The sequence below is a fragment of the Cupriavidus sp. DF5525 genome, assembly GCF_040149425.2.
Classification (GTDB): domain Bacteria; phylum Pseudomonadota; class Gammaproteobacteria; order Burkholderiales; family Burkholderiaceae; genus Cupriavidus; species Cupriavidus pickettii_A.
On sequence record NZ_CP168265.1, the window covers coordinates 724894 to 743396 of the forward strand.

At 68.2% G+C, this 18503-nt stretch carries 14 protein-coding genes and 1 pseudogene; 7 read left to right on the forward strand and 8 right to left on the reverse strand.

Annotated elements, in window-relative coordinates:
• Positions 1–57 precede the first annotated feature (57 nt).
• The 3 genes from hutU to ABNX08_RS03510 all read right to left on the reverse strand — a co-directional run bounded on the left by hutU (position 58) and on the right by ABNX08_RS03510 (position 6577).
• A complete protein-coding gene (gene hutU / locus ABNX08_RS03500) occupies positions 58–1731 on the reverse strand; it encodes a urocanate hydratase (RefSeq protein ID WP_349605679.1) in 1674 nt (557 codons plus the stop codon).
• Positions 1732–2397: 666 nt separating this feature from the next.
• Positions 2398–3099 (reverse strand): histidine utilization repressor, encoded by a 702-nt coding sequence (gene hutC, locus ABNX08_RS03505; RefSeq protein WP_374063668.1) that lies wholly within the window; start codon positions 3097–3099, stop codon positions 2398–2400.
• 91 nt (positions 3100–3190) lie between these two features.
• Complete coding sequence (locus ABNX08_RS03510; protein ID WP_349605681.1) at positions 3191–6577, reverse strand: diguanylate cyclase; 3387 nt, start codon at positions 6575–6577, stop codon at positions 3191–3193.
• A gap of 369 nt (positions 6578–6946) precedes the next feature.
• On the opposite strand from ABNX08_RS03510, the gene ABNX08_RS03515 reads away from it, so the two are divergent.
• Positions 6947–7351, forward strand: coding sequence for a nuclear transport factor 2 family protein (locus ABNX08_RS03515; protein WP_349605682.1), 405 nt, complete (start codon positions 6947–6949; stop codon positions 7349–7351).
• 99 nt (positions 7352–7450) lie between these two features.
• Entirely contained in the window at positions 7451–8338 is an 888-nt protein-coding gene (locus ABNX08_RS03520; RefSeq protein ID WP_349605683.1) for a c-type cytochrome, read from the forward strand.
• A 3-nt stretch (positions 8339–8341) separates the two neighbouring features.
• Here ABNX08_RS03520 and ABNX08_RS03525 read toward each other — a convergent pair whose 3' ends face one another.
• Entirely contained in the window at positions 8342–9388 is a 1047-nt protein-coding gene (locus ABNX08_RS03525) for an acyltransferase (protein ID WP_041681257.1), read from the reverse strand.
• A 416-nt stretch (positions 9389–9804) separates the two neighbouring features.
• On the opposite strand from ABNX08_RS03525, the gene ABNX08_RS03530 reads away from it, so the two are divergent.
• Positions 9805–10269: a (2Fe-2S)-binding protein gene (locus tag ABNX08_RS03530; RefSeq protein ID WP_022533794.1), complete on the forward strand. Its 465-nt coding sequence runs from the start codon at positions 9805–9807 to the stop codon at positions 10267–10269.
• Between the two features lie 15 nt (positions 10270–10284).
• Positions 10285–12543 carry a molybdopterin cofactor-binding domain-containing protein gene (locus ABNX08_RS03535; protein ID WP_374063645.1) on the forward strand — a complete coding sequence of 753 codons (2259 nt, stop codon included), beginning with the start codon at positions 10285–10287 and terminating at the stop codon, positions 12541–12543.
• Between the two features lie 36 nt (positions 12544–12579).
• Here the strand turns inward: ABNX08_RS03535 and ABNX08_RS03540 are convergent, their stop codons facing one another.
• Complete coding sequence (locus ABNX08_RS03540; protein WP_022533796.1) at positions 12580–13383, reverse strand: anti-sigma factor; 804 nt, start codon at positions 13381–13383, stop codon at positions 12580–12582.
• Positions 13370–14002, reverse strand: a complete 633-nt coding sequence (locus ABNX08_RS03545; RefSeq protein WP_022533797.1) for an RNA polymerase sigma factor — start codon at positions 14000–14002, stop codon at positions 13370–13372. Before ABNX08_RS03545 ends, ABNX08_RS03540 begins: the two co-directional genes overlap by 14 nt.
• Positions 14003–14179: 177 nt before the next feature.
• Between ABNX08_RS03545 and ABNX08_RS03550 the strand changes: the two are divergent.
• The 3 genes and pseudogenes from ABNX08_RS03550 to ABNX08_RS03560 all read left to right on the forward strand — a co-directional run.
• Positions 14180–15068, forward strand: a pseudogene (locus ABNX08_RS03550) (metallophosphoesterase); the annotation flags it as partial.
• Between the two features lie 3 nt (positions 15069–15071).
• The gene (locus tag ABNX08_RS03555) at positions 15072–15443 is read left to right on the forward strand and encodes a cupredoxin domain-containing protein (RefSeq protein ID WP_022533799.1); all 372 of its coding nucleotides are present in this window, start codon (positions 15072–15074) and stop codon (positions 15441–15443) included.
• 217 nt (positions 15444–15660) lie between these two features.
• Positions 15661–15948: a winged helix-turn-helix domain-containing protein gene (locus ABNX08_RS03560; RefSeq protein WP_022533800.1), complete on the forward strand. Its 288-nt coding sequence runs from the start codon at positions 15661–15663 to the stop codon at positions 15946–15948.
• A gap of 80 nt (positions 15949–16028) precedes the next feature.
• On the opposite strand, the gene ABNX08_RS03565 is transcribed toward ABNX08_RS03560, so the two are convergent.
• Both ABNX08_RS03565 and ABNX08_RS03570 read right to left on the reverse strand, forming a co-directional pair.
• Positions 16029–17558: a transglycosylase SLT domain-containing protein gene (locus ABNX08_RS03565; protein ID WP_349605685.1), complete on the reverse strand. Its 1530-nt coding sequence runs from the start codon at positions 17556–17558 to the stop codon at positions 16029–16031.
• Positions 17559–17750: 192 nt separating this feature from the next.
• Entirely contained in the window at positions 17751–18161 is a 411-nt protein-coding gene (locus ABNX08_RS03570) for a hypothetical protein (RefSeq protein WP_349605686.1), read from the reverse strand.
• Between the last annotated feature and the right edge of the window lie 342 nt (positions 18162–18503).

The window sequence follows — 18503 nt, forward strand, 5'->3', positions numbered from 1 at the left end:
TGGCCGGGCGCGCTCAGCGGCCCGGCTCGGCACAACGGCTCTTGTCGGCCGCGGGGGTCAGTCGCGCAACATCGGCAGGTCCAGGCCCTGCTCGCGTGCGCAGTCGACGGCGATCTGGTAGCCGGCGTCGGCATGGCGCATCACGCCGGTGGCAGGGTCGTTGTGCAGCACGCGGGCGATGCGGGCGGCAGCTTCATCGGTGCCGTCGCACACGATCACCACACCGGAATGCTGCGAGAAGCCCATGCCGACGCCGCCGCCGTGGTGCAGCGAGACCCAGGTCGCGCCGCTGGCGGTATTGAGCAGCGCGTTCAGCAGCGGCCAGTCGGACACGGCATCCGAGCCGTCCTGCATGGCCTCGGTCTCGCGGTTGGGGCTGGCGACCGAGCCGGAGTCCAGGTGGTCGCGGCCGATCACGACCGGCGCCGACAGCTCGCCACTGCGCACCATCTCGTTGAACGCCAGGCCCAGCTTGGCGCGCAGGCCCAGTCCCACCCAGCAGATGCGCGCCGGCAGGCCCTGGAAGCTGATGCGCTCGCGCGCCATGTCGAGCCAGCGGTGCAGGTGCTCGTCATCGGGGATCAGTTCCTTGACCTTGGCGTCGGTCTTGTAGATGTCCTGCGGATCGCCCGACAGCGCGGCCCAGCGGAACGGGCCGATGCCGCGGCAGAACAGCGGGCGGATATACGCGGGCACGAAGCCGGGGAAGTCAAAGGCATTGGCCACGCCTTCTTCCTTGGCCATCTGGCGGATGTTGTTGCCGTAGTCGAAGGTGGGCACGCCCATCTTCTGGAACGCGAGCATGGCTTGCACGTGCGCGGCCATCGAGGCCTTGGCGGCCTTGACTACCACCGCCGGCTCGCGCTGCGCGCGCTCGCGATATTCGTCCCAGCTCCAGCCTGCCGGCAGGTAGCCGTTGAGCGGGTCATGGGCGCTGGTCTGGTCAGTGACCATGTCCGGGCGCACGCCGCGGCGCACCAGCTCGGGCAGGACTTCGGCGGCGTTGGCGCACAGGGCGATCGAGATGGCCTTGCCTTGCGAGGTGTAGCGGTCGATGCGGGCGAGGGCGTCGTCCAGGTCGGTGGCTTGCTCGTCGACGTAGCGGGTCTTCAGGCGGAAATCGATGCGGCTTTGCTGGCATTCGATGTTGAGCGAGCAGGCGCCGGCCAGCGTCGCGGCCAGCGGCTGCGCGCCGCCCATGCCGCCGAGGCCAGCGGTCAGCACCCAGCGGCCCTTCAGGTCGCCGTTGTAGTGCTGGCGGCCGGCTTCGACAAAGGTTTCATACGTGCCTTGCACGATGCCCTGGCTGCCGATGTAGATCCAGCTGCCGGCGGTCATCTGGCCGTACATGGCCAGGCCCTTGGCGTCGAGTTCGTTGAAGTGTTCCCAGTTGGCCCAGTGGGGGACCAGGTTGGAGTTGGCGATCAGCACGCGGGGGGCATCGCGGTGGGTCTGGAACACGCCGACGGGTTTGCCGGACTGGACCAGCAGGGTCTGGTTGTCTTCCAGGCGGGTGAGGGCTTCGACGATGCGGTCGTAGCATTCCCAGTTGCGGGCAGCGCGGCCGATGCCGCCGTAGACGACGAGTTCTTTCGGGTTTTCTGCGACCTCGGGGTCGAGGTTGTTCATCAGCATGCGCAAGGGGGCTTCGGTGAGCCAGCTCTTGGCGGTGAGTTTGGTGCCGCGGGGGGCGCGGATTTCGGTGTCGCGGAAGCGGGTGGGGGTGGTCACGGGGTGCTCCTTTGGGGCCTAGCTTTGGACGGGGCGGCGCACTGGGTTTTATCGGCGACGCATAGGCATGTATAGTCTTGTATATACAAGTATGGATGAATTGGGGTATTCCCGGATTTGGGGGTGGATTGGGGTGGTTTTTGGGTAGAGGTGGGAAGAGGTGTGCGCTACGGGTTACGTCTTGTCGATGCTCGACGGCCCGGCGCTGCTGGTGGTTCGGGCGGCGGTGATTTCCGCTTCTATGTGAGTGAGTGACAGTGCCTTGCGAAGGCCCACTTTTGAACGATCCCCATGCAGGGCGTAGGCCGCCTGCTGACTGGGGCATCGCGTCAACGCCTACGGCTGCGCTGCGCGCGGCGCATCAGCTGGGGCGAGGCGCGCGCGCCGGGAAGTGCGTCGCTGCGCTCGCACAGCGACGACGCCGGTGACGGGCTCAAGAACACTCGCGGAGTAGAACGCAGTCGGTGGGCGCCGCACGGAAACCAAAGCCCTCCGACCAGAAGCGCCCCCTTGATAGCCAGCCGCTCAGGCGACGCGCTTTTGGTCACTTTTGTCGCTCGGACAAAAGTGACCCGCCCAGGAGGGCGGAACCAAGCGGTTCAACAACGACAACATGTCACCAGCAACACGTGCCATCGATTATCGACATCCAAGCCCGCAAAACCGCTAAGACGTAAACCTCCCCTCCAACCTATGCAACGACCCCGGATGCACCAACCGCACCGACGTCACCACTCGCCCCGCAGACCACGTCCGCCGCCGAATCAGCAAACAAGGCTCGCCCCGCTCAATATTCAGCAACCCGCATTCCTCAGGCAACGCCAACACCGCCTCAACCACATGCTCGCCTTCAGTCAAAGGCGCCACGCGCGAGAGATATTGATAGGGCGTGTCCCGAGTGAAATCCTGCTCCAGATAATCCGGCGCCACCGCAGCATTGACATACCGATCCTCCAACTGAATCGCCACATCATCCTCGTAATGCACGATCACCGAATGAAACACCCGCTGATCCAGCGCCACATCCAAAGCCGCCGCCTGCGCCGGCCCGGCGCGCTCCTCACCCAGACTGATTACCCGCGCCCGATGCCGATGCCCGCGTGAAGCAATGTCATCGGCAATATTGTTGACCGCATACAGCGCAGTCCCCCGCTTGGGTTCGGCCACAAACGTCCCAACCCCCTGCAACCGCACCAACATCCCCTCCGCCGTCAACTCCCGCAACGCGCGATGCACCGTCATCCGGCTCACCCCAAGCGCCTCCACCAGCTCCGTCTCCGACGGCACACGATGATGGGGCGGCCAGCTACCATCAGCAATCTTGCTGCTGATGTGCTGCTTGACGCGCGCATAAAGCGGCGCCGGCATAGAGTCGGACACGAGCGACAACAGGTTCCCCTTAGATAGGCGAGGTGAGAGCCGCCGAATTTATCACGCCGCGCCAGCAGGCCCGCCGCCGTCAGGACATCTCCACATCCCGCGGCCCGCACGACTGCAGGAACGCATCCAGCGGCTCCGGCCGCCCGATCGCATACCCCTGCGCATAATCCACGCCGATCGCGCGCAGCGCGTCGAGCGTGCGTTCATCCTCCACCCACTCCGCCACCGTCAGCACCCCGAGCCGGTGTCCGATATCGTTGATCGAGCTGACGATCTCCCGGTCCACCGCGTTGTCGGCGAGCTGCCGGATAAAACTGCCGTCGATCTTCAGGTAGTCCACCGGGAACTGCTTCAGGTACGCGAACGACGACAGCCCCGAGCCGAAATCATCCAGCGACACCGTGCAGCCCGCGCGCCGCATCTCCAGCACCAGCCGGTTGGCCGCGGACATGTTGTTGATCAGTGCGGTCTCGGTGATCTCCAGCCGGATGCGGCTGGCGGGCAGCGCGCTCGCTTCCAGCTCGGCATGCAGGAAGGGTAGCAGGAACGGCTCGCCCAGCGAGTTGGCCGACAGGTTGATCGACACCGACAGCCCCGGCACCGCGCGCAGCCGCTCGCCGTAGCCGCGCAGCACGTGGTGGATCACCCAGCGGTCGATATGGCCCATCAGGTCGTAGCGCTCGGCCGCGGGGATAAAGGCGCCGGGCATGATCAGCTCGCCGTGCTCGTCGACCATGCGCACCAGGATCTCGATGTGGCGGGGCTCGCTGCCCTCATCGGCATCCTCGGGCTGCAGCGCCCGGATCTCCTGCGCGAACAGGCGGAAGCGGTTGGCTTCCAGCGCGGAATGGATGCCGGCGGCGATTTCCAGCTCGCGGTGGTGACGGCGCGCGTCGCTCTCGCCGCGGCGGTAGACCGAGACGCGGCTGCGGCCGGCGGCCTTGGCGGCGTAGCAGGCCACGTCGGCGCGGCTCATCAGTTCGCTGACCGGCGGCACGTCGAGGTCGATCGCGGCGATGCCGATGCTGGCGCCCACGTCGTAGACGCGCCCCTCCCACGGGAAGCGGCGGCCGCGGATGGCGTCGATCACGTCCTGGCACACCTGCTCGGCCTGGTCCACGGTGCAGTCCTTGAGCAGCAGCGCGAACTCGTCGCCGCCCAGGCGCGCCAGCACGTCGTCGGGCCGCACGTGGTTGCGGATCAGGTAGCCCAGCTCGCGCAGCAGCACGTCGCCGGCGCCGTGGCCGGCGGTGTCGTTGACGATCTTGAAGCGGTCCAGGTCGATAAAGCACAGCGCAGCGCGGTGGCCCTGCAGCCGCGCGGCATCGCAGGCCTCTCTCAGTCGCTTCTCGAACCAGGTGCGGTTGGGCAGGCCGGTCAGCGCATCGTGCATGGCCGAGCGCGCCAGTTCGCGCTGCAGCGCGCGCGCGGTGGTGATGTCCTGGAACACCAGCACCGCGCCCAGCACCTCGCCGCGCGCGGTCAGCACCGGCGCGGCCGAGTCCTGCACGTCGTGGCGCTCGCCGGTCAGGCTCTGCAGCACCGCGCCGTCCTGCAGGTAGGCGGGCACGAGCGTGCGCAGGCAGGCCTCGACCGGGCTGGGTATCGGGTTGCCGGTGGATTCGTCGACGATGCGGAAGACCTGCTCCAGCGGCAGGCCGGTGGCGCTGGCCATGGTCCAGCCGGTCAGCTGCTCCGCGATCGGGTTCATGAAGGTCACGCGCATGGCCGCATCGGTGCAGATCACCGCATCGCCGATCGAGCGCAGCGTGATGTGCAGGCGTTCCTTCTCTTCGAACAACGCCTCGGTCAGGTGCCGCTGCTCGGTGATGTCCCAGTTGGTGCCGACCAGCGCGTAGGCGATGCCGTCGGGGTTGCGGGTAACAGTCGCCATCGCGCGCACGTGGCGCACCTCGCCGCCGGGACGCACGATGCGGTATTCGGTGTCAAACGGGGCGTCGCCGCGGATGGTCTGGCGCATCTCGGCCCTGACGCGGTTGACGTCCTCCGGATGCAGCATCTCGATCCACTGGTCCACCACCGGCGCGCCCGCGGCGGGGTCGGTGCCGTGCAGTGCATGCATGCGTGCGTCCCAGGTAATGCCGGCGCTGGTGAAGTCCCACTCCCAGATGCCCACGCCGCCGGCTTCCACCGCCAGCTGGATGCGACGCGTCAGCCGTTCCAGTTCTTGCTGCGCCAACTTGCGGGTGTGGATGTCCTCGACCTGCGTGATGAAGTGCTGCGGCTCGCCGCTGTGCTCGTCGCGCACCACCGATACCGCCAGCAGCGCCCAGCGGTACTCGCCGTCCTTGTGGCGGTAGCGCTTTTCCCGGCGGTAGGACTCGACCTCGCCCGCCAGCAGGCTGCGGGCCGCGCGCAGGTCGTCGTCCAGGTCGTCGGGGTGGGTGATCTGCTGGAAGCTGAGTTCGCACAGTTCGTCCGCGCTATAGCCGAGCAGCTCGGTCAAGGCGCGGTTGACGGTCTGCCAGCGGCCGTCCCTGCCGACCAGCGCCATGCCGATCGCCGAATGCTCCATCGCCTGACGGAAGCGCTTGTCGCTGCGGCGCAGGCTGGCGGCGCCGTGCCGGTTCTGCTCGGTGAGGTAGGCGATGCAGACCGGGAACACCATGATCACCGCCGCCGACAGCGGCACCGGCTCATGGCCGTGGGCGGCAAGCATCAGCACCTCCATGCCCAGCGTGACCACCAGCGTCAGCAGCGCAGTGGCGAACGGGTTGCCGGCCAGCGCCACCAGCACCAGCGGCAGCGACATCGCCGCGAACGGGTCGTGGCCCTGCCACTGGGCGAAGGCGCCGAAGCCAAGGCTCAGCGCCAGCAGGCCCGCCTGCGGCGCCAGCAGCGGCCGCGCGAAGGCGGCACGCACGCGCGCGGCCGTCATCGACAGCATCATCGGCAGCAGCACCGCCATACCCAGCGTGCTCGACTGCCACCAGGTCCACCACACCGGCGCAACGGGGCTGCCATAGGCATGCGCGATGATTACGGCGCCGGCGCTGGCGCCCAGCGCCGGTGCCAGGATGCCGGCCACCGCCAGCATCACCGCGAAGGCGGCCAGCGGGCCATGGCGATCGAGCCCGGCATGCCGGTCCAGCAGGCGCAGCAGCCCGGCGGCGCACAGGATCTCGAACAGGTTGGCGCCGGACAGCATCAGCGCGGTGCCGAGGCTGTCGCCGGCGGCATGGTTGGCCAGCACGCCGGCGGCCAGTATGCCCGCCAGCAGCCAGGGCCCCTCCCCGCGCGGGCGATGCAAGAGCAGCCCCAGCCCGAAGGCATTGGCCAGCCAGATCGCCGCTACGGTGCCGGGCAGTCGCGCCAGCCAGAGGCCCGCCGCCGCCAGCACGAAAAAGCCGGTGCCCGCCAGCAGCAAGGGCTGCCAGCGGCGGCGCGGCGGAGCGGGGAGGGCGGTGGCGGCCTGGTGGCTCGGTGGGGCCGTGTCGGGCGTCATGGACGGGAGTGGTGCGAAGGCGGTGATGATGGGTTGGGAGGATGTCGGCAGCGTCGGCGCGCCCCGGGCGGCTTAGGCCGCCGGCCGCGCGCGGACGCACTGCCGGCCAGCGTAGAGCGGAATGTAACGGAGGTGGGGGGCTCGCCATAACAGGGACAGCGGGCAGGTGGGGGCGTTATTTGCCACTGGTGTTCAGGGCGATTTTTTGGTAGGAGGTGTCCGCAAGCTGGGCTTCGAGCTTCGCTGTTCCCCCCGGTAACCCCACCAATAACCTCACGGGTAATCGCGCCGCGGCGGCGCCGCGACCATCATGCAGCCATGGCCTGACGCCAGCCTTTCAGGATTCCCAACCAAGACCAGGAGAACGCCATGTCCGCTGCCATCCAAGCCCAAGCCACCCCCGCTGCCGACCTCGCCACCCTCGCCGACCGCTACCTCGCCGCCTGGAATGAAACCGATGCCGCGCGCCGGCGCGAGCTGATCGCGCTGGCGTGGACGGAATCGGCAAGCTATGTCGATCCGCTGATGCGCGGCGACGGCCATGCCGGCATCGACGCCATGATCGCCGCGGTGCAGGCGAAATTCCCCGGGTTCCGCTTCACCCGCGTAAGCCCGGTCGACGCGCACGGCGAGCACCTGCGCTTTACCTGGGAACTGGGCCCGGCTGGCGAGCCCGCGCTGGTGGTCGGCACGGACTTCGCCACCGTGTCGGCCGACGGCCGGCTGGCGCGCATGACCGGCTTTATCGACCGCGCCCCGGCCGGGCTGGCCTGATCGGAGCGATCCCCGCCGCTTGGTGTCCTTCCCCACAGACAGCCCCCCGGTCCCTGGCCGCAAGCTGCTGAATCCAGGGCGGCGGACAGGGGAAGGCAAATGGCGCGTTTTCTGCGAGTGGCGGCGTTGGGGCTGGCCGGCACGGCCGTGGTGGTCGCCGCGGTGGCTTATGCCGCGGTGTGGGTGGGCGAGCGCAAGGCGGCGCGTATCGTGCCGGTCAAGGTGACGCCCGTGGCCGTGCGCGAGGACGCCGCCGCGATCGCCCACGGCAAGTACCTGTATGAGTCGCGCGGCTGCATGGAGTGCCATGGCGCCGGCGCCGGCGGCAAGCAGGTGTTCGACGATCCCAGCGGCCTGAGCGTGCGCGCGCCCGACCTGACGCAGGGCAACCCGGACATCGCCGGCTACCGGAACGTGGACTGGGTAAGGAGCATCCGGCACGGCGTGGCGCCTTCGGGCCGCCCGCTGCTGATCATGCCGAGCGAGGACTACAACCGCCTGAGCGACGAAGACCTGGGAGCGCTCGTGGGATATCTGCGCAGCCTGCCGCCGGGCATGGGCGCGCCGGCCGATATCCGCCTGTCGTGGATGGTGCGCGCGCTGTACGGCGTAGGCGTGGTGCGGGATGCGGCGTCCAAGATCGACCACAGCCTGCCGGCGCAGCCTGCCATGGTGCCGACGGCCTCGGCGCAGTACGGCGGCTATGTCGCCAATGCCTGCCTGGGTTGCCACGGGCACGATTTCAGCGGTGGCAAGATCCCCGGGGCGCCACCGGACTGGCCGCCCGCGGCGGACCTGCGACCGGTCTCGGGCGGGGCGATGTCGCGCTACGGCCAGGCCTCGGCCTTTATCGAGATGATGCGCAGCGGCAAGCGGCCCGACGGCACGCAGCTGAGCCGCGTCATGCCTTTCGATTCGTTCGGGCGCATGAACGATACCGAGCTGACGGCGCTGTACCTCTACCTTGCCGGCATGCCGCGCAAGTAAGGCTCAGCCGCGCGCCAGCCGCCGGCCGGCGGCGATGCCGGGCAGCTCGACCCAGCGGTGCAGCAGCAGCGCCAGGCCCAGCGCCAGCGCCGCGTCGATGGCAAAGCGCAGCAGCTGCAGGCCGGTCTGGTCCGGCGTCAGTTGCGGCATCAGCCGCTTGACGCCCTCGATCACCGTGGGGTGGGTCAGGTAGAGCGCGAACGACAGCTCGCCCAGCCATACCAGCGCCCGCGGCACGCGCAGCACGCCGGCGTGCTCGGCCGCCACCACGCCGGCCAGTAGCAGCGCTGCGGGCAGGCCACGGCCGATCAGGCTGAAGTCCGGCCCGACCAGCGGCAGCGACAGCGCGAACGCCGCGCCGCCGATCGCCAGCATGCCCAGCGCGATCGCGGGCGTCAGCAGGTGGCGCCAGCGCGCATAGGCCCACGCCAGCCCGCAGCCCAGCAGGAACTCCAGCACCAGCGGATTGCTCGCCATCGCCAGCCACGGCGAGGCTAACGGATAGCCCTGCGCGGGATCGGCCACCAACGTGCCGAAGCGCCACCACGGCAGCACCAGCGTGGCCAGCGCGAACAGCGCCAGCACCACCAGCAGCGCGCGCCGCCCGGCCAGCAGCAGGCCGAGCGCAAAGGCCCCGTAGAACGCCAGCTCATAGTTGAGCGACCAGCCCACATACAGCACCGGATAACCGTAATAGGGCGCCTGCGCGGTGGAAGTCGGCAGGAAGACCAGCGATGCGGCGAACGCCGCCGGCGTCACCGGGTTGAGCAGCAGCGCATGGATCGCCGACATGGTCCAGTACGGCGGCGCCAGCCGGAAACCGCGGCGGATGAGGAAGCTGAGCGGGCGCTCCGGCCTGGGCCGGGCCAGCACCGCGACCCACGCGATGATGAAGCCGCTGATGACGAAGAACACATCGACGCCGACATGGCCGCGCTTGATCACGTTGTCGGTCAGCCAGCCGAGCACCGGCGCGTCCGGGCCGCCGAGCGCAAGGCCCGAGTGGAAGACCACCACGAAGGCAGCGGCCAGTCCGCGCAGGGCCTGGATGCTGTCGAGCCGGGTGAGGGTGGGGGACTGGGTCGCGTGTGCCCGGACTGCAGATCGGGCCGGCGGTGATGAGGCCCGTGGCGTTGATGCGGTGCCGGCCCGGGGAAGGTGGTGTTCTGGAATAGTCGACGGCACTGTTTCAGCGTAGCGAATCGAAAAGCGATGAATCCATGACTGACAGCGGCCCGTTGCACAAAGTTCGTGCAAAACGGATCGGGGCGCAGGGTAGAGCGCACCGCGTCCGGCAAGGTGACCGGAATTGCACTATCCTCACCTGTCCCTTGCGCCAGGCTGCGGCGCTCGGGCCGTGCCCCCGCCACACTTGCGCAGCCGTCAGCGCCGCTTGTCGGCGCCGATTGCGGTGGCCGGAGCACCCGTAGGAACAAGCGGGCAACGTACCCAAGGAGTGTCCCCCCATGACCACCCTCAATATCAACGTCAACGGCAAGACCCGTGAAGTCGACGTGGACCCGTCCACGCCACTGCTGTGGGCGCTGCGTGACAACCTCGACATGACCGGCACCAAGTTCGGCTGCGGCATGGCCGCGTGCGGTGCCTGCACCGTGCATGTCAACGGCCAGGCCACGCGCAGCTGCGTGACGCCGGTATCCGCCGCCGCCGGCGCGCGCATCACCACCATCGAGGGCATCGCCACCGACAAGGTCGGGCGCGCCGTGCTCGACGCGTGGATCAAGCACGATGTCGCGCAATGCGGCTACTGCCAGAACGGCCAGGTGATGAGCGCCATCGGCCTGCTGCGCACCAAGAAGCGCCCCACCGATGCCGACATCGACCAGGCCATGGCCGGCAACCTGTGCCGCTGCGGCACGTACCAGCGCATCCGCGCGGCGATCAAAGACGCCGCCCGTGCGCTGGCCTGAGCGGGAGAACTGACTATGCGAATCCGAGGCATCGAGGCACTGGCCGGCGGCCAGGGCGGCAATGATGGCGAAGCGCGTCAACACGGCGGCATCGCCACGCTGGACCGCCGCAGTTTCCTGAAGCTGACCGGCCTGGCCGGCGGCGGGCTGGCACTGGGCGTGGCGCCGCTGGCGCAGGCGCAGGACGCGGCCAGGCCCAGGACCACAGCGCCGCCGCCGCAGGCGTTCCTGATCATCGCGCCGGACAACACCGTCACCGTGGCCGTGAACCGGCTTGAGTTCGGCCAGGGCGTGCACACCGCGCTGCCGATGGCGCTGGCCGAGGAGCTGGACGCCGACTGGCGCAACGTGCGCGCCACGCTGGCACCGGCCGGCGACCCGTACAAGGACCCCGCCTTCGGCATGCAGATGACCGGCGGCTCCACGGCGCTGAACCACTCGTTCGAGCAATACCGTGAACTGGGCGCGCGCCCCCGCGCCATGCTGGTGGCGGCGGCCGCGCAGCAGTGGAAGGTCGATCCGGCCAGCTGCAAGGTGGAGCAGGGCGTCATCACGTCCGGCAGTCATCGCGCCACCTTCGGCGAACTGGCGCCCGCGGCGATGGAGCTGCCCGTGCCGCAGCGGGTCACGCTGAAAGACCCGTCGCAGTTCCGCATCGTCGGCAAGCCCACGCCGCGGCTGGACTCGCGCGGCAAGATGGAGGCGACCACGCCGTTCGGCATTGATACCCGCCTGGACAAGATGGTGGTGGCGGTGGTGGCGCGCCCGCCGCGCTTCGGCGGCAAGGTCAAGAGCTTCAACGCCGACAAGGCGCGCGCGGTGCAGGGCGTGCGCGGCGTGATGCAGGTGCCGGTCGATCGCGGCGGCAGCGGCGTGGCGGTGATCGCCAGCGGCTACTGGCCGGCCAAGATGGGCCGCGATGCGCTCGATATCCAGTGGGAAGACGCGGGCTCGAAGGTGTCGTCGCAGGCGCTGTTCGACGAGTACGCGAAGCTTGCCGCGCAACCGGGCACGGTGGCGCGCCCGGGTGAGGGTGATATCGGTGCCGCCATCAACGGCGCGGCGCGCAAGATCGAGGCGGACTATCGCTTCCCATACCTCGCGCACGCGCCGATGGAGCCGCTCAACTGCACGCTGCAGCCCGAGGTTGCCGGCGGCAAGGTGCAGGCGGTCAAGGTATGGGTGGGCTCGCAGTTCCAGACCGTCGACCAGGCCGCGATCGCGCGCACGCTGGGCCTCGCGCCGGACAAGGTCGTGCTCAACACCATGATGGCCGGCGGCGGCTTCGGCCGGCGTGCGGTGCCGACCTCCGACTACATCGTGGAAGCCGCCAACGTACTCAAAGCCTGGGTCGCGGCGGGCCACGCCGAGCCGCTCAAGGTGATCTGGAGTCGCGAGGACGATATCCGCGGCGGCTACTACCGCCCGCTGCACCTGCACCGCGCCCGCATCGGGCTGGATGCGCAGGGCAAGGTGGTGGGCTGGCAGCATACCATCGTCGGCCAGTCGATCCTGAAGGGCACGCCGTTCGAGGCCTTCATGGTCAAGAACGGCGTCGACGCCACCATGACCGAAGGCATCGTCGAGAACGACTACGACCTGCCCCTGCAGATGTCGGTGCACCACCCGCAGGTGGACGTGCCGGTGCTGTGGTGGCGCTCGGTGGGCAATACGCATACCGCCTTCGTCAAGGAAACGCTGGCCGACGAAATGGCCGCCGCCGCCAAGCAGGATCCGGTGGCATTCCGCCTGGCCCGGCTCGACGAGAAGAAGCACGCGCGCCACCGCGCCGCGCTGCAGCTGGCGGTGGACAAGTCCGGCTACGGCAAGCGCAAGCTGCCCAAGGGCCATGCCTGGGGCGTGGCCGTGCACGAGTCGTTCAACACCGTGGTAGCCTACGTGGTCGACGTCTCGGTGGTGAAGGGCGAGCCGCGCGTGCACCGCGTCACCGCCGGCGTGCATGCCAACCGCGTGGTCAACCCGATGTCGGCCGAAGCCCAGATCCAGGGCGCGTGCATCTTCGGGCTGGCCATGACCAAGCCGGGGTTTGCCATCGAGATCGAATACGGCGCCGTGAAGAACAGCAACTTCCCGGACTATCCGCCGCCGCGCATCACCGATGCGCCGGTGGTGGACGTGTTCTTCGTGCCCTCGCAGGAGAATCCCACCGGCCTGGGCGAGCCCGGTGTGCCGCCGCTCGCGCCGGCGGTGGCCAACGCGCTGTTCACGCTGACGGGCAAGCGCCAGCGGCAATTGCCGTTCGTGATGGCGTAGGCGGAGCGGGCAGTATGACCGGCGGCGGTGCGCACGTCATTGCGTGCTGCCGCCGGCCATTCGCCATGCCTTGCTGAAGCGTTGCAGGTCGGCCCCCGAGGCATCGGTCACGGCCCAGTAGTCCATGCCGCCTGCCTGCCAGTGCGCGATCTGGTAGCCCTGTCGGGTCAGGGTGCCGTCAAGGTCCAGCGCTGCCTCGCGCGTGCCCGCGCCGCGCAGCACGAACACATCGATCGGATGCTGGTTGCGTCGATAGACCAGCACCGCCACCCGCTGCCCATGGATGTAGTCGAGCCGTCCGCCGACGAGCGGAAAGCCCTCGGCCGCCATGTCATGGACCGGCGGCGCGTAGTCGAGCCGCCCGTTGAACCACGGCTTGACCGTGTGGCGATCCGTCGATGCCACGTCGACGGCGTGGTCGGCGATCAGCGCGCGCACGTGGCTGCTGACCACCTCCCGGGCCAGGGCGTCTTGCGGGGAATCCCGCAACATGAACAAAGTCAGCCCGAACGCCATCGATGCCACGGTCAGTGCCGCCAGCCCGGCGTTAACGGCCGGGCGCCAGGCAAACCACTCAAGCCAGCGTCGGCGTGATGCCTCACCACCTGCCGGAAGGCCGGCCGCAGGCAGCGCGGCAGCGATCCGGGCGCGCAGGGCGGGATTTGCGCGATGATAAGTCGCGCCTTCCCGTACGGCAGTGCGCAGCGCGCGCAGGCGTCCCAGTTCGGCCGAGCACGCGGCACATTGCGCCAGGTGCTGCTCCAGGCGCAGGCTTTCCGCCGCGCCGAGTTCGTCGTCGGCGCACGCGGGGAGCAGTTCGCAAACCTCATTGCAGTCCATGACCTGTCTCCCTGGCGGGGTGCGGTGCCGGCGCCAGCCCAGCGGATGGCGGGCGTGCGTGTGCCGGCGCTTGCGCCGTGCCCTGCTGCTGCAGCGCCGTCACAGCCGCCGCCAGCATCCGCCGCCCGCGCGCCAGCCGCGACATGACCGTGCCGATGGCGATATCCGCGACGCGAGCAATGTCGCGGTAGGGCAGTTCCTCCAGTTCGCGCAGCACCAGCACTTCGCGGTAGGCCACCGGAAGCTGCTCCAGCGCACGGTGCACCAGACGCACGTCTTCCTGCCGCAGCAGCCACTGCTCGGGGCTGTCCTGGCCATCGTGCCAGGCCGGCAAGGGCTGGTTCTCGTGCAGGTCGTCATAGCTGCACACCTCGCCGGCGGACTTGCGCTTCTGGCAGGCGGTGAACCACGTATTGCGCACGATGGCCAGCAGCCACGGGCGCGGCTGGTCGCCGTGGAAACTGCCAAAGAGCCGGTAAGCGCGCAGGAAGGCTTCCTGAACCACGTCGTCGGCCTCGCTGGCGCTGCCCGACAACCAGCGCGCGAGGTTGTAGGCGGCGTCCAGTTGCGGGAGCACCAGTTCATCGAAGCGGCGGCGATCGTCGGATGCGTGCTGCATGCGTGCCTCGGTCGGTTTGTGCGCCGGCGCCGGTGGCGCACGTCCCGGGTATACCGGGGTTCCACTCAGTTTATTCCCGGTGCGGACGGATTTTTGCCGGATCGGCATTACCGGGAATAAAGCCTCCCGCAAGCCGGTATGACAGGCACATCCCTGCAACCATGCGACGGAGGCACCATGGACACACTGAAGCGACGCGATTTCCTGAGGCTGGCAGGCGCCGCCGGCGGCGCGGTCTTTGCATCGGGCCTGCCGGGCTGGGCCTTTGGGCGCGATGAGGATTTCTACTTTGTCCAGCTTTCGGATGCGCACTGGGGCTTCCAGGGGCCGGCCAACCCCGATGCGCGGGGCACGCTGCCCAAGGCCATCGCCGCCGTCAATGCGCTGCGCCAGCCGCCGGACTTCATCATGTTTACCGGCGATCTCACGCACACTACTGACGACCCGCAGGAGCGCAGGCGCCGCCTGCGCGAGTTCCAGTCGGTCATTGCCGGCCTGGGCGTCAGCACGATCCACCTGATGCCGGGCGAGCACGACGCCAGCCTCGATGCGGGTGCGGCCTACCAGGAGCTGTTCGGGCCGACGCACTACACCTTCGATCACAAAGGCGTGCATTTTGTCGTACTCGACAACGTGTCCGATCCGGCGGGGCGGGTCGGGGATGCGCAACGCGCGTGGCTGGCGGCGGACCTGGCGCGGCAACCAAAGGGCGCGCGCATCGTGGTGTTCACGCACCGCCCGCTGTTCGACCTGTATCCGCAATGGGACTGGGCCACGCGCGACGGTGCGCAGGTGATCGACACGCTGATGCCCTATCCGAACGTGACCGTGTTCTACGGCCATATCCATCAGGAGCATCACCACATGACGCGCCACATTGCGCACCACGCCGCGCGCTCGCTGATGTTCCCGCTGCCGCCGCCGGGCTCGCAGCCGCAGCGCCTGCCGGTGCCATGGGACGCCGCGCAGCCCTATCGCGGACTGGGCTGGCGCGAGGTCGAAGCGAAACCGGCGCCGGGCGCGTTCGCGCTGGCCGAGCAACCGATCGCGACCTGAGCCGGAGCCCGCCATGAATTCATCGCTGCTCGGCCGGCGCACGGCGCTGGGCTGGATGCTTGGCCTCGGCGCGGCCATGCTGGCCGGTGCCGGCCGGGGCGATGCGGCTGCGCCGCGCGTTATCCGCATCCATGCGCGCAAGTTCGTCTTTACCCCGGATCACATCCCGCTGCGTGCCGGCGAGCCGGTCGTATTCGAACTCACGGCACAGGACGTGATCATGGGCTTCAGCGTGCCGGATTTCGGCGTGCGTGCCGACGTGGCGCCGGGCGTGACCGTGCGTTTACCGGCAACGGCGCGCGGCCGCGGCAACTACGGCTTCCTGTGCGACATCTTTTGCGGATCGGGGCATGAGACGATGAACGGCATTATCGAGGTCACATAGGCGAGATCACACCGGCGGATCACACAGGCGCCGCCTGCCGACCGCCCTGGCCGGCCTGCGGGCCTGCGGCAGCGTGTTGTAATCGCGCAGCCCATAGGCTGCTCTATTGCCTTTGCCCCGCGAGCCGCGTAGAACGTAGGAAAACGGCGCCTGGAGAGGGCCGGCAGCCGCCCGTCATGCGCGGCAAAGCACAATGCCAGAGGATCGAGGTGTGGCCATGGAGACCCAAGAGAGCGCGCTGACGCTTGCCCTGATGACCCAGCCCGCGCGGGCCACGATCTGCCGCGCGCTGCTGGAAGCCGGCGAGGACGGGCTGCCCGCCGCCGAGCTGGCGCGACTGGCCGGGCTGAGCCTGCCGCGCGCCGCGCACGTGTTCCAGGAACTGATGCAGGCTGAAGTGGTGGCACTGTCCATCCGCGAGCGCCAGGTCTGCTACGTGCTCAAGGCCCGGCGCGCGGTACGCGACGCGCTGGGCTATATCGACGGCAGCGGCCTGGCTGACTGATCCTCGCGACCTGACCGGACGCATGTTGCTGCGGCCAGGCTCCACATCCTTCACGCCAGCGCGGGCGCCAGCTCGGTTGCCTACTGCTGGACCTGCTTCAGTGCCCGCTCACGCGCGGCCTGCCTTTCCTGCATGAGCCGGTATGCCGCGTAGTACTTGAAGATGTTGCGCACATAGGTGGTGGTTTCGATGCCGATCTTCTCCGCCACCACGATCTCGACATTGTTGAACCACTTGTCGGGATCCAGCCCGCGCGCCGCTGCCTCCTTGCGCATCTTGGCAATATTGCCCGGCCCGGCGTTGTAGCTGGCGAAGGCGAACAGGGGGCGGTTGGATTCCGAGAAGTGCGCGTCGGGGAAGTACTTTGTCATCAGCCGGTCCATATACTTGGCGCCGGCGTGGATGTTGGACTCGACCATCTGGATGTTGCCCACGTTCAATTCCTTGCCGGTGGCGGGCATGATCTGCATGATGCCGACGGCGCCCACACGGCTGCGCGCCTGCTGGTTGAGCTGTGATTCCTGGAAGCCCTGTGCCGCCAGCATCAGCGGGTCGAAGCCATAGTCCTTGCCGTACTTCTCGAAGAAGGCAACGGTCTGCTGGAAGCGCTTGTATTCGGCGTCGTCGGTGTTGTTCTTGATCTGCTTGATCCGGCGCATGGATTGCTTGAGCAGGTATTCCGCCACGCCCTGCTTCTTGACGTGGTTGACATAGAAATCGTCGATCGCCTGCCGCAACTGTGGACTGTTCTTGCGGAAGGCCCAGCCGACATAGCCGCCTTCGCGCACGGCGAGGTCCTGGTGCACCTTGATGTCAGGCAGGATCTGCGCCCACATTGCCGCCTTCCAGTCATCGACCACGACGATCGCCAGCAGTCCCGCATTGACCATCTCGAGCACGTCTTCGTCTTCGAGGGCATCGGGCAGCATCACCAGCTGCATTGGAGCCTTGCCGGACTCGCGCAGGCGATTGTTCAGTGCGGTCAGGCTTTCGTAATAGCTGCTCGCGCGGCGCACGTGGACGGTCTTGCCCGCCAGGTCGTCCAGGCTCTTCAGCGCCGGTGACTTCGGGCCGGTCACGATCAGCTCGCGCACCGGCTTGCGGTCACGCGGCGCGGCAAAGTCGACCAGCTTCAGCCGCGCTTCGGTCTCGGTCAGGTTGCCGGCGGCGATATCGCCCAGGCCCGCCGCCAGGTCGGGCAGCAGGCGGTCGCGTGTGGTGGGGATGATGATGACGGTGAGGGGGCGCTTGCCAAGGCGGTCGGCGTAGGTCTTGTTCAGGTAGCGCTCGAAGGCACGCACCAGCTCTGCCGTCAGTCCGCGCTCATGGCCTTTGTCGCTGAAGTAGAGCGTGCGGCTGTATGGCACCAGCACGCGGATGACGCGGCTGTTGAGCATCGTGTCGAAATCGCCCGTGCGCGGCTTGTTGGCCAGACTGAGGCCGCGCGGGGCCGCGGGAGCTGCCGTGCCGGCCGCGGCTTTCGCAGCGGGTGCGGACGCCGGTGCCGGCTTCTGCTGCGCTACGGCATACGTGCTGCACAGGCTGAACGCGCCCATCAGGCCGGACAGGAGCAGGCCTGCTAACCAGTGGTGCGGGCGAACGACGGGCATGGCGGAGATGGCAAGCCGGGCGGAAAGACGCGCGACTCCCTCATATCGAGTCTAGGCGCGATCCTGCCTGTTACAAGCCGCCAGCATCCGGAAGCTGCCGAGGGGGCAATGGAGGGGGAGGGAACAAAAGGCGAAGGGCGATAATGAAAAGTGGCCGGCTGATGCCGGCCACTAGTTCCGCGGCGGCTGGCGCTATTGCTTTGGCGCAGCCATTTCCTGCTTGGCGGTAGCGTCCGCAGCCTTGTTTTCGGTCTTGCGCTCCTGCTTGGCCGCGCCGACGTCCTGCTTGTACTCGCCCTTGGCCGCCTTCTTCTTGGCCTTGTACTCGGCCGAGGCTTTCTGGCGTGCCTCACGGCGCTCGACCAGTGGATCCTTTGGCGGTTCGATCTGGGTCACGCCGGGCGATGCGCCTTGGGAGCCTGCCGCGGCGGCAGGGACGGCCGGGGTTGCCGGGGTGGCCGGCATGCCCTGGGCGGCCGGGGTTGCCGGCGTGGCAGGGCTGGCCGGCGTCTGGGCAATCGCCGTGGCGCAAGTGAGGCCTGCCAGTCCAGCGGCAATCGCGCCGACGATCTTGGGAAGGCGAGCGGGCTGTTTTCGATTCATGGAGAACCTCCAGAGTTGTTGTCGTAGGCGCCGACAGCGGTTGTCCGGCACGACTTCTGCCGCACATTCCTGGTGGAGCCGGAATGTCACGGTTGCCCTCAGTCTAGGCAGTGCTGCGGTGTTGTGCTGTCCGTGTCGTGCCGATGCGACGTAGGGAGAATTCCTACAAAGAAACCGCCTTTCCGCCTATGGGCTCCATTATGTCTAGCCATTCGGTGTGAGCAATTTATGAGAATCTCACACCATATTTAAGCGTTCGCTGATTGCGGGCGGCCGAAACCAGCGTTGCATCCCGTTCAGTCGCATTGCATCGATTACTGCCGCTAGGCTTTCCACTTTCGG